This is a genomic window from Faecalicatena contorta, assembly GCF_021531895.1.
Taxonomy (GTDB): domain Bacteria; phylum Bacillota; class Clostridia; order Lachnospirales; family Lachnospiraceae; genus JAFBIX01.
In genome coordinates this window covers 1-12,688 of sequence record NZ_JAFBIX010000040.1, presented here as the reverse complement: position 1 = coordinate 12,688, position 12,688 = coordinate 1, and the positions used below count along the sequence as shown (strand labels likewise).

The following is a 12,688-nucleotide window of genomic DNA, read 5'->3' as shown; positions in this document are numbered from 1 at the left end:
ATGGAGTTTCACCTATATATATTAAAGGAGAATATGGCAACTCCCCTAAACGGCAAAACAAATGCAATACAACCATTCCAATGATTGCAAGCCCTTTTGCCATTTGGTTGTCTTCTTTCGTTAATTCCATCGCATCACAATATTGCATATAATTTTTCAACCTCTTTATTATTTACAAAATTATTTTTCTCGCAATATTCACAAAGGCCCTTCATCTTTTGAGAATCATTTAAAATTTTCGCAATTCCTTTTGCACATTCTTCATGATCCATCGGAACGATCATACCATCTACCCCATCCTTTAATTGACTTTTTGCTGTTGCATAATTCGTAATAACCACAGACTTTCCCAGCACCTGTGCTTCATGTACACTGACGCAATTTCCTTCATATCTGGACGGCTGTACATAAAGATCACATGCTTTCATATACGGATATGGATTTATTTTCTTTCCAAGAACGATCACATGATCTTCCATGTTTGCTTCTTGAATCTTTTCCCGAATCAGCGTTTCATCCGGCCCAAAGCCAATCAAATACCATTTGATCTTTAGTCCCGTCTTCATCAATCGACTACAAATATCCGGAACGCTGTCAAAGTTTTTTGCATTGCAAAATCTTCCGACGGATAAGAGCCTGATACTTCCGTCTTCCGGCATTTCTTCGGACACGTCGAATGCATCTGCCTGTTCTTTGATTAATTCTGCAGGAATGATATTGTCTATGCGAATGATTTTGTCTTCTAAGCCAGGAAATTTACAGCAGAACCCTCTGGTACATGCATCTGATATTGACACAATATGATCATAAGCATCCCACATTTTTAATTCGGACTCTTCATCTATCTCAATATTCGAATAATCTGTATGAATCCATGCAATTTTTTTACTGGCATTTACTTTTTCAGTAACAAAATAATGCGGTGTCAGAAAACTGATTGCAAGATCATAATCTTTCTCATTTATTTTCGGCATATATTTGCGTGTATATTTATGGCTATACTCCAATTCCACACCATTATCCACTGGAAGGGAATTCTGTCGAATAAACTTTTGGGCATTTCTTTTTCCATTTATACGTCCAAGCAATACATCTGCTCTTTTCTTTTTTATCACATCTGCTATCGGTACTGCCAGACAGGCATATGCTCCTATTTCAGGCAATAAATGCACTTGTTTTGGAAGAAACCTGAGCAATTCACCCTGGTGTCGCATCAGAAAAAGATCTATCTCATACTTTTCATAATCCAAACTATTTAACAACCCCAACAGAGCCCTCTCTGCACCCCCAAGCTCTAATGCATGGGAAAATATCAATATCTTTTTCATTACTTTCTCTTCAACCACTCAAAACAGTCCACTCCAAATACTCTGTGAAATGGCTGTGTTATTTTACTTCTTATAATTGATTTTCTATCCAGCCAGCTTTTTGCATACCAATGAACGGAATAGGTATTCTTTGTCTTTCGCAGCTTTCCTGTTGTATCATCATAAGGATTGAAATACTCTACCGGATATATTTCTGCCCCTGATAGATTCTGACGTTTTCCATCTTTCACAAGCCCCACTGACACAAGTGCCTGCGTGTTCAGAGTGGGACACGTCACTGTTCCTTTTGTTCCATCTAGAAAACAGTCATACGCTCTTTTTAACACCTGCACTGATTTATGATGAGCAACCGCTCCAAATCCAACTCCTGTATTGATATACTCATCATTTTCAAACCCAAAGAAGGCTTCATTTTCTAAAAGGTCATCTATATTCCTGATTACCTCTACATCTGTATCAAAATAAACTCCTCCATATTCTTCAACAATCACTAATCTGGCATAATCACTAAGGAATGCATATTTTTTTTCTTCAATACACATCTTAGTATATCCATTTTGATTTACATCAAAATTTGTTTCATTCCATTCTATTATTTCAAAATCTGGGCAATATTTTTTCCAGCTGGCGATACACTTTTTCGCTTTTTCTGGTTTTTCATTACCTCCAAACCAACAATAATGGATTTTTTTTGGAATCATATCTCTATCCCTTTATCTAATCTCTTTTTATGCAACATATCGTAGAGCTTTATTGGTAACATTCCCACAAGAATTGGTCGCAATGCATAGACAATCATCCACAGTGGCAATTGTAATGCTTTTACCAGATATAACTTAACGGCTGCTTCGTTTAACCTGAATTTAAATTTACGTCTTGCATAAGCATTTCTGTCATCCCTCATCTGATACAGCGGGAGGTGGATATTCTTTCCTTTATATCCGGCAGCATACATTCTCACCCAGAGATGATAATCCTCTACCCGAAGTGTCCATGATTTTTCCGAATATCCGCCGACTTTCATATAAGCTTCCCTTCTTACCATGCAAGGTGCGTGACAAAAGGGGGATCCATGCACAAAATCTCGTTTCGTTGGATATTGCGGATGACTAATTCTCCCCCATCTTCCAGTTTCATCAAAGAATTCCATATCCGTACTTACAATGGAGATATCTGACTCCCTCTCAAGGATTTCTAACTCTTTTTCAAATCGATTGGGAGCGCAGAGATCATCTCCATCCATTCTAGCTATATATTCACCTTTTGAATTTTTCAAACATTTATTTAATGTATAATTCAGTCCTTGATTTGTTTGATTTTTTAATAAAATTATTTTTTCTGGGTATGCTTCTTGATAACGCCGTGCAATGTCATATGTCCTGTCTGTAGAACCGTCATCACATAAGATTAATTCCCAATCTGCTACTGTTTGTTCCAAAATGGACACAATTGCAGCCTCTAAGGTAGTCTCACAATTATAAATTCCCATAATCACAGAGATTTTTACAGATTTCACCATATCTATACCAACCTCCATGTCAATTTCACCTGATAAAAATAAAATACAAAATAAGCAAACAGCATAAACAAATATATTATTTTTACCGATTTCTCACTAAACATATGCTCAATCTCCCACGGAAGTAGGATATAACTATACAGAGAAAAATAAATTGGCAGTCTTCCGATAAAGATTCCACTGGTAAACATAGACACGACATACAATCCCACCGAAGCAATCGACATATTTGTACACAGATTAATAACCGGATCATCTGCATATTTAATAAAGCGCAATCCAACCAGAGACAGGATAGATGGTATCGCATATACCAGAACCCTTATAATATTCGTCCCATCATCCTGCCACTCCTGCCAGTCAGATACCACATTCTTATACTGTGTCTCTGCCAGAAGAGTATCCAGAATATCTGTAAACTCTCCAATAAATATTACTGCTACAATAACCGCTATGATAAATAATATTGTCTTCTTATTCCACGCTTGTCCCTGAGCAATGAATATAAACGGCAGCACCAGGAGCGCACTTCCATGAAACAATGCTGCAAATAGTACGATCAGCACCGCTGGTACATATTTCTTTTTCAAAATATACTCAAATGCAAAGAATGTTATGGTCACCGCCGTAAACTGCCGGATTCCGTTGAACATCCATGAGATGTAGTCTGTCGATGCAACGAACAGAAAAAAGGTGACGATATAATTAGATGAGTATTTCCGATATACTTTTATCAGTAATGCCACCTGAATCAGGGCCAGAATTATAAAATATACATTTACATTATCACTGATCAGATTCTTAATGACTGCAGATAAGAAATAAAATCCTTTATCCTTTTCTACGGTATTCATGTAAGAAGGTATATTTCTTAAGCCACTTGGGATTTCCTGAAACATCTTCATATAGGCTCCTGTATCTCCCACGTAACCACGGAATCCACTCCAGATCACCAACGGCAGATAGATCAGGAATGCCCATAATGGGTAATACCTCTGTACCTTTTCTCCACACACATATTCTGTTCTTTGTACTTTGGTGCACAGCCCGATCATCCAGGCTACCGCTACCCATACTAATATCAGATAATAGTTCGACATGTCTTTTTTACTACCTTTTCTTTATCATATTGCTCTTCCATATATTTTCTTCCGGCCCTTCCCATGGCTTTTCTTTCTTCTTTGGATAGTTTCAGGAAGTCTTCCATTGCATGCAGAAGTGCGTTCCTGTCTTCGACCGGACATAAGAGACCGCTGATGCCTTGTTTTACCGCTTCTCTGCACCCCGGGATATCACTGGTAATCAGTGGTCTTCCGGTAGCTGCTGCTTCCAGAAGGACATTAGACATTCCTTCGTGATAGCTTGGGAGCACCACGCAGTCTGCCTTTCCATAATATGGTCTTGGATTCTCCTGGAATCCATGGAATACTGCGACTCCATCTCGGGTCAGTTTTTCTACTTGTTCCTTATATTCGTCTTCGAAAAATCCCACCAGATCCAGTACAAACTGACCGGCACACTCTTTCCGAAGTTCTTGTACCGCCCAGAAGAGTTCGTCCATGCCTTTTTCTTTCATGATGCGGCCCAGATATAAGAAGCGAACCTTGTCGTTATTCGGATATTCCTGATAGCTATAGGATTCCAGATTGACCCCGGCTCCGGGAAGAACTGTCTGCTGCCATGCCGGTGTAATCTTCTTCTTCCGGAAGAGCTTAGCGTTCTCTGCATTTTCGAAGAACACCGTCTTCGCTTTTTTTAGAGCCGTCCGGTACATGACTGTCACAATCTGCGCCAGCCCCTTCTTCTGAAATGCGGTTCCCAATCCCTGGACATTCACACAGTAAGGAATCTTCTGCATCCTACAGGCAAATCCTGCATAGATATTCGGCTTAATGGAATAGGTGATGACCATATCCGGCCGCTCTGTTTTTAATATTTTAACATATGTATGGTATAAACGGAAGTCAGTTACCGGATTAATCCCTCGACGGTCTACGTCTGTTTCCAACATCCGGCATCCCATCGCCGCGAAGTCTTGCTCATGTCCTACGAATGGAGTACTGATGACAACCTCTGCATCTTCCATGAGGCGCTGGATCAATTCCCTTCGGAACTGCCAGAGCATATAAGAATGGTTGGTCACGACCAGAATCTTCTTTTTCTTCTTACTTGCACCGGTTCCTCCTTCTACCACCCCTTCGCCGCGTGAAACTGCCAGGAATGTTTCAAGGAAGCACTTGATATCAATCATTGGTCCCAGCTGTGACACATAATGACCATCCAGTTTTGCTTTTTCTGGAATCTCCAGCTCATCTCGGCCGTGGATCTGAGCCCAGCCGGTAAGTCCCGGCTTCACATCATTTGCTCCGTATCTGTCTCTCTCCGCAATGAGATCATCCTGATTCCACAGCGCAGGTCTGGGACCGATCAGAGCCATATCGCCGCGAAAGATATTCCACAGCTGCGGCAATTCATCCAGAGAAGTCTTGCGAAGGAATCTTCCCACCTTCGTGATATACTGGTCTGGATTGCGCAGAAGATGTGTCGGCATATCATGAGGCGTATCCAGCTTCATACTGCGGAACTTATACAATTGAAAATGCTTCTTATGTATCCCGATACGTTTCTGACTGAAGAATACCGGGGCTGTGATACCATCCTCTATCTTAATCGCTGCAATAATTCCGAGAAACAGCGGTGACAGCACGAACATACTGGCTCCTGCAATCACAGTATCTATCTTGGATTTGAAAGATATATAATTCATTCTCTTCGATAACCTTTCTGTCTTTTTGATTCTATCTGCACAACCATATCTACAAACGACAAAAGACCTTTCGCTCTAAGCTAAGGCCTCCACGTCTTTTTCCCATTCTTCCGGAAGCATGTATGTCGGAACAATCTCTTTGACAAGTTCTCGCATCTTTTCTTCATCTGTCTCTTCTGCCATCTCTCTCAAAGTACTGCACAACTTCTCTTCGTCGAATTCAATAGGTCTTCCTATATATATCATCTTATTCCTGGTCTCTTGCATGCCTTCTTCGTCCATCAAGAGTTCTTCATACAGCTTTTCTCCCGGACGAAGTCCCGTATACACAATCTCAATATCCCGGCCTAATGTAAGCCCGGACAGACGGATCATATTCTTGGCAAGATCCAGGATTCTCACCGGCTCTCCCATATCCAGTACGAAGATCTCCCCGCCTTTTGCATAGGCTCCTGCCTGAAGCACCAGGGACACTGCTTCCGGGATTGTCATAAAGTAGCGGATAATGTCTGGATGCGTTACTGTCACAGGACCACCTTCAGCAATCTGCTTCTTGAACAACGGAATCACACTTCCATTGCTGCCAAGAACATTTCCAAATCGTACTGCCACGAATTCGGTCTTGGAATATCTGTCGAACATCTGGATGATCATCTCACAGATTCTCTTTGATGCTCCCATTATATTGGTCGGGTTCACCGCTTTATCCGTAGAGATCTGGATAAAGCGCTCTACCTCATATTGATTCGCCACGTTTGCCAGCTTATAGGTTCCCATCACATTATTCTTGATGGATTCATTCGGGCTGTCTTCCATAAGCGGGACATGCTTATGTGCCGCTGCATGGTAGATGATCTGTGGTCTGTAGGTTCCGATGACAGCGTTCAGGCGCTTTTCGTCTCGAATTGATCCAATTAAGACCACCAGATTCAGTTCCGGATAATTTTTCTTTAATTCCTGTTGAATGCTATAGGCATTATTTTCATAGATATCGAAGATAATTAATTGCTTCGGATTATGAGCAGCAATCTGGCGGCACAATTCACTTCCGATGGAACCTCCTCCACCGGTGACCATGACCACTTTTTGTGACACATATCCCATGATCTCATCCAGATCGACCCGAATCTCTTCTCTTCCCAACAGATCTTCGATACTAACCGGACGCAGCTTGCTGACACTGACTTCACCATTCACGAGCTGGTACACTCCCGGCATGATCTTCAGTTCACAGTCTGTCTCCTTACAGATATCCAGAATTGGGCGCAGTTGAACAACCGATGCCGATGGTATCGTAATGATAATCTGCTGTATATTATATTTTCGTACACATTTTTTTATGCTATGGCGGTCTCCCGCAATCTTAATGCCGCGTATGTATTTGCCTACTTTTCCAGGGTCATCATCGATGATACAGCATATCTTCTGATTCAGATACTTACTGTTCTGGATCTCACCGATGACCGATCTTCCGGCCTCTCCAGCCCCGACAATCATAACTCTTCTCTGCTGTCTCCATGGAAGATGGCGATTCTGCTTCTTAAGCCGGATCATTCGATAAGAGAAGCGGGTTCCAACCACGAATGCAATCAGATACATGGTTCTTAGCAGATAATAACTCCGCGGAAGGAAACCACCGCTTAACAAAACAATCCCTATCTCTAATACGCCAGATACAATACAAGCCCATATAATGCTGAATATCTCCTGGGGTCCTGCATATTCCCACAGGCTACTGTAGATCTTAAATAATGCAAATATAATTAGTGTTGTCAGTACGAACCATGGTTCATACTTCCACAGTGCTTCCAGATGTTCTGGGGGAATCTGATAGATAATAAACTCAAATCTTGTAGCCAACGCGAAAAAAGATGACAGTAATATACATACAGCATCCAATAATATCAGACACGCTCGCCGTATCAATAACTTATAATTCATTTCCTTCATATTCACCTGTGTTTCACTCTATCCAATCTATTTCACTCTTACATTGTAATTTCATATTATACCACATTTTTCTACACTTAGAAAGTGGCGTTTCTTACATATATTATTGCATTTTTCTCATTCAAAATCTACAACTTATAGCACGATTTAACGAAGGTTTAACTCTATTGTGCATTTTTCCCTAACATTCTTATCAAATAATAGAGGCACATTTTGGTGTCTCTAAGGTATCTGAGAGACCAGAATGAAACCTATAATGTCTACATATGAGAGGAGGAGAATCCATGAAAAGAAGACGTTTTCTCGCAGTTTTAGCTGCTGTATGCTGTCTGGCAATCCAGAAAGGTGTTCACTACACCGCATGGGCCGATTACGGTATCGCCCTGGTAGATGCTGAATAATTCAAAAAGGGACAGGGTAAAACGAATCTGGGACGGGGGTTTTTGAAAAACCCCCGTCCCAGATTCGTTTTACCCTGTCCCTTTTTATCTCTTTAAAACAGTCCTGTGATCTTTCCATCCGGATCTACGTCTATTCTTTCTGCTGCCGGAACTTTTGGAAGTCCTGGCATTGTCATGATATCTCCGGTCAATGCCACGATGAATCCGGCTCCTGCGGACATCTTAAGATTACGTACTGTAATATCGAAGTCTTTTGGTGCTCCAAGCTTGGTCGGATCATCTGTCAGGCTGTATTGTGTCTTGGCCACACAGATTGGTGCATCTGCGAATCCCAGGTCTGTCAGCTGTTTTGCCTGCTTCTGTGCTGCCGGTGTCAGGACGGCTTTTCTTCCGCCGTATACCTTCTGCACGATCTGGTCTAATTTTTCTTCGATGGTTCCTTCTAATTCGTAGCTGTAGTGGAAGTTATTTGGCTCTTCGCACAGACGGATCACTTCTTCTGCAAGTTTGATTCCGCCTTCTCCACCTTTTGCCCATACTTCTGAAAGTGCGACATTTACACCGACTTCTTTACATTTTGCCTCTACCAGGTCAAGCTCTGCCTTGGTGTCGGTCGGGAATGCGTTGATGGCTACCACACATGGAAGTCCGTATACGTTCTTGATATTACTTACATGCTTCATCAGATTTGGAAGTCCCTTTTCCAGTGCTTCCAGATTCTCCTGATTCAGGTCTGCTTTCGGAACTCCGCCGTTATACTTCAATGCACGAACGGTTGCTACGATAACAACTGCGTCTGGGTGGATGCCTGCCATACGGCACTTGATATCCAGGAACTTCTCAGCACCAAGGTCAGCACCGAATCCTGCCTCTGTGATCGCGTAATCAGACAGCTTCATCGCCATTCTTGTAGCAGTTACAGAGTTACATCCATGTGCAATATTGGCAAATGGTCCGCCGTGAACGATTGCAGGCACGTGTTCCAGTGTCTGTACCAGGTTCGGTTTCAGTGCATCCTTCAGAAGTGCACACATCGCACCTTCTGCGTGAAGATCATGTGCTGTAACAGGCTTCTGTTCAGAGACTTTTCCATAGGTATAGCCAACGATAATACGTCCCAGTCTTTCCTTCAGGTCTGTGATATCCTTAGACAGACACAGCACTGCCATGATCTCAGAAGCAACGGTGATGTCATATCCATCTTCTCTTGGCACACCATTCACTCTTCCGCCTAATCCATCCGTTACAAAACGAAGCTGACGGTCGTTCATATCCACGCATCGTTTCCATACGATCTTTCTTGGATCAATGTTCAATTCATTTCCCTGATATATGTGGTTGTCCAGCATAGCTGCAAGCAGGTTGTTCGCAGCACCGATCGCATGGAAATCACCGGTAAAGTGCAGGTTAATATCTTCCATTGGTACTACCTGTGCGTATCCGCCGCCGGCAGCACCGCCCTTGATTCCGAATACCGGTCCCAGAGATGGCTCACGGAGTGCTACCATAACCTTCTTATCCAGCTTCTGCATTGCGTCAGCAAGACCAACCGTTGTGGTCGTCTTTCCTTCTCCTGCCGGAGTCGGATTAATCGCTGTTACAAGAACCAGTTTTCCGTCCTTCTTATCTGATTTCTTCAATAAATTATAATCAATCTTTGCCTTGTACTTCCCGTACTGCTCCAAATATTCATCGTCAATTCCCGCTTTTTCGGCGATGGCTGTGATTGGCTCCATCTTACATTCCTGTGCGATCTCAATGTCTGTTTTCATCTTTTTTGTTTCCTCCTTACAGAATATTATTGTCTTGAAATACCCTTCTTGCGATACGTCCTTTCTTATTCTAGGAAATCCAGGTTTTCCGGGGAATAAAAAAGGACAACACTTATCACTTGGATAAATGTTGCCCAGACGGTCGGCCATAATAAATTCTGATTCCCCTGTGGTACTCCACATCTATCCGTCAGTTATCAGAATCCTCAGTTATTTCATATCATAGAATATGATACAGAAAATGTCAATCCAAAATCGCGATTTTCCTTACTGCGCTGCATCAGGCTTCTCAACATTCTGACACATGGCATATACTTCTCATGCTTCTAACTTGTTACTTATAATTGATTCTGAAGGACTTTGCCCAAGATGTCAAATGCAATAAAAGTATATGCTATCTCTTATCTTCCACACAATTCCCAATAGAAAATATACTGCTGCAATACTCCCTCATACCCTTTATATCTCCTTCTTGGAAATCCTCTTTTGTAATGCGCATCCAACGCCTGTCTGATATGTGTATCTATCGGAAATGCCTGAAGATGGTGCAGTCCGAACAGGCAGATACAATCTGCCACCTTTTCTCCTATTCCAAATAATTTCAGCAATTCTTCTTTTGCTTCCTTGTAAGGCATTTTCTCAATAGCCGCCAAGTCTACTTCTCCTGCCACGACACTTCTTGCCGTTCTTACGACATATTTGCTTCGATAACCCAGATTGCACTCCTTTAGTGCATCTTCCGTAAGCCCTGCCAACACCTCTGGTGTGGGAAATGTATAATATGCCTCCCCACGAAAGTTTACCCGCTGTTCACCATATTGTTCACAGATATTCTGAATACATCTGCGTATCCGCACGATATTATTTTGCTGGGAGATCAAAAAAGACACGATCATCTCCCACAGATCCTGCCTGAGGATCCGTATGCCCGAACCATATTCCGCCGCGTTGACCAGATATGTATCATTCGGATTAATCTTCTCTATGTAAGACATGTAATCTATATCCAGATCAAAGTATCCTTTCCAGAATTCTTCAAGCTCCTCCTCATCACAAGAAAATACACAATCCATCCCATGTTGCTCCACCTCCAGATAACGCCCGGAAGCAATCACGCTGTAAGTGGTTTCACCAATCGGAGTCATACGGAAGCATTCACCCGAATCACAGATCTGTGCGATAGAAAAATTCTCAATTCTTTGCTTTACCATAGTTTTTTCCTCTCTCATCAACTATCGAATAGATAAACGTTGGATCACTGACAGCAACTCCCATCCATTTTCCAGTTCTACATCTGCCAGACTCACCGCATCCGGACACGGACGTTTCCTGTGATTCAGCCAGATACTGTTCCATCCGGCACGATTGGCACCCACGATATCATTCTCATAGGTATCGCCTATATACCAGACATCCTCACCCCTGGCGCCTAGTCTGTTCTGTATATATTGAAATGCGCGGACATCCGGTTTGTGATATCCAATCTCCCCAGAGATAAACAATTTGTCCTCATCAAACCACTGCGTCATCTGCAACACTTCCAGCTTCCTCCCCTGCGACTTGCGGCTTCCGTTGGTCAGCACAGCCCTCGGAATCTCCTGCTCTCTACAGTAATCCAGAATCTCTTGCATAAAATCAAAAAGCACGATTTTCATCTGGTGATAACGATACTCCCTTTCAAACGCTTCACTCTCTTCCCTGGTAATCCCGAACCCCTTTTCCTCACAAGTCATCTCCATCCTCCGGAAGAAAGCATCCTCCGGCAAGATCAAACCTCGCTTCTCCTTCTCCAATACAATATCCGAACAAATCCTCGACTGACAGAACAATTCTTCACAAGAAACATCCGTCTTTCCCACTAATATTTTTTCAAAAGCCATCTGAAATGGCCACATCAAGTCATACATCGTATCATCTACATCAAATACAACAAACATGATTATCTTTCCTTCCCTAGTTAATTTGGGACGGGGGTTTTTTCATTTTCCTCCGTCCCAAATTAAAATATCCGTGTCCCAGATTCGATTTGCCCTGTCCCCAATTAGACTTAGGTTCTCATAGCACCATCAACAGACAAGATCTCGCCAGTCACATAACTTGCCATATCGCTTGCCAGGAACAAGAATGCATTTGCAATATCTTCTGCTTCTCCTACGCGGCGAAGTGGAATTGCATTGATCAGTGGTTGGATCATCTGTTCGGGAAGTGCTGCGACCATATCGGTCTTTGTAATTCCAGGTGCTACCGCATTTACTCGGATATGGCTTGGTCCTAGTTCTCTTGCCAGCGACCAGGTAAGTCCATTTACTGCTGATTTGCTGGTCGGATATGCAATTCCGCTTGGCTGGCCGGAGATACTGACCATGGAACTGGTATTTAAGATAACTCCGCCGCCTTGCTCTTTCATGATCTTTACCGTCGGCATTACTCCGTTCATGATTGCATTGACATTCAGCTGCATGATCTTCGCAAATTTCTCAGATGTGTAATCGTCAATCTTTGTGCTGTCAGAGATACCTGCGTTATTGACCAGAATGTCGATTCTTCCGTACTTTTCTTTTACCAATTCAATCTCTTTTGCAACTTCATCGGCATCACTCAGATTCGGCCATGCTCCGGACACTTCCCATTCAGAATTCTCTTCCTTTAAAGAAGCAAGTGCCTTGTCTACAGTCTCCTGACGTGAACCAAACAATACAACTTTCGCTCCATTTTCCAGGAATTTCTTTACAGTTGCGTACCCGATACCACGCGTTCCTCCGGTGATGACTGCCACTTTACCTTTTAACATCATAAGCTCTCCTTTCTGGTTATTGTTAATAGTTTCGCCTATGTACACTATACTATCCCATTGATAATATTCCCATAAGTTTGTTAAATATTTTTCAATCTTTTTTTGATAACTCCTGTTTTTGTCAACATTTTAAAATCTGATTTTTATTCTTCTTAAT

The 12,688-nt window shown here is 42.2% G+C and carries 10 protein-coding genes and 1 riboswitch; all 10 genes read right to left on the bottom strand.

Annotation, left to right across the window (positions count from 1 at the left end):
- Positions 1 to 134: 134 nt before the first annotated feature.
- The gene (locus JQM81_RS12590) at positions 135 to 1,328 is read right to left on the bottom strand and encodes a glycosyltransferase (RefSeq protein ID WP_235234099.1); all 1,194 of its coding nucleotides are present in this window, start codon (positions 1,326 to 1,328) and stop codon (positions 135 to 137) included.
- Positions 1,328 to 2,029 carry a glycosyltransferase family 32 protein gene (locus JQM81_RS12585; RefSeq protein WP_235234097.1) on the bottom strand — a complete coding sequence of 234 codons (702 nt, stop codon included), beginning with the start codon at positions 2,027 to 2,029 and terminating at the stop codon, positions 1,328 to 1,330. The genes JQM81_RS12590 and JQM81_RS12585 overlap by 1 nt, the downstream gene beginning before the upstream one ends.
- Positions 2,026 to 2,865: a glycosyltransferase gene (locus JQM81_RS12580; protein WP_235234095.1), complete on the bottom strand. Its 840-nt coding sequence runs from the start codon at positions 2,863 to 2,865 to the stop codon at positions 2,026 to 2,028. The genes JQM81_RS12585 and JQM81_RS12580 overlap by 4 nt, the downstream gene beginning before the upstream one ends.
- Positions 2,850 to 3,947 (bottom strand): EpsG family protein, encoded by a 1,098-nt coding sequence (locus JQM81_RS12575; RefSeq protein WP_235234094.1) that lies wholly within the window; start codon positions 3,945 to 3,947, stop codon positions 2,850 to 2,852. Before JQM81_RS12575 ends, JQM81_RS12580 begins: the two co-directional genes overlap by 16 nt.
- A complete protein-coding gene (locus JQM81_RS13760) occupies positions 3,929 to 5,614 on the bottom strand; it encodes a sugar transferase (RefSeq protein WP_331473155.1) in 1,686 nt (561 codons plus the stop codon). Before JQM81_RS13760 ends, JQM81_RS12575 begins: the two co-directional genes overlap by 19 nt.
- 75 nt (positions 5,615 to 5,689) lie before the next feature.
- Positions 5,690 to 7,564 carry a polysaccharide biosynthesis protein gene (locus JQM81_RS12560; RefSeq protein ID WP_235234101.1) on the bottom strand — a complete coding sequence of 625 codons (1,875 nt, stop codon included), beginning with the start codon at positions 7,562 to 7,564 and terminating at the stop codon, positions 5,690 to 5,692.
- 493 nt (positions 7,565 to 8,057) lie between these two features.
- Positions 8,058 to 9,737 carry a formate--tetrahydrofolate ligase gene (locus tag JQM81_RS12555; RefSeq protein WP_235234093.1) on the bottom strand — a complete coding sequence of 560 codons (1,680 nt, stop codon included), beginning with the start codon at positions 9,735 to 9,737 and terminating at the stop codon, positions 8,058 to 8,060.
- A gap of 125 nt (positions 9,738 to 9,862) precedes the next feature.
- Positions 9,863 to 9,945, bottom strand: a riboswitch (ZMP/ZTP riboswitch).
- A 193-nt stretch (positions 9,946 to 10,138) separates the two neighbouring features.
- Positions 10,139 to 10,948, bottom strand: coding sequence for a DNA-3-methyladenine glycosylase family protein (locus tag JQM81_RS12550; RefSeq protein ID WP_235234092.1), 810 nt, complete (start codon positions 10,946 to 10,948; stop codon positions 10,139 to 10,141).
- A 21-nt stretch (positions 10,949 to 10,969) separates the two neighbouring features.
- Complete coding sequence (locus JQM81_RS12545) at positions 10,970 to 11,674, bottom strand: HAD family hydrolase (RefSeq protein ID WP_235234091.1); 705 nt, start codon at positions 11,672 to 11,674, stop codon at positions 10,970 to 10,972.
- A gap of 110 nt (positions 11,675 to 11,784) precedes the next feature.
- Complete coding sequence (locus tag JQM81_RS12540) at positions 11,785 to 12,531, bottom strand: SDR family NAD(P)-dependent oxidoreductase (protein WP_331473153.1); 747 nt, start codon at positions 12,529 to 12,531, stop codon at positions 11,785 to 11,787.
- Positions 12,532 to 12,688: the final 157 nt, after the last annotated feature.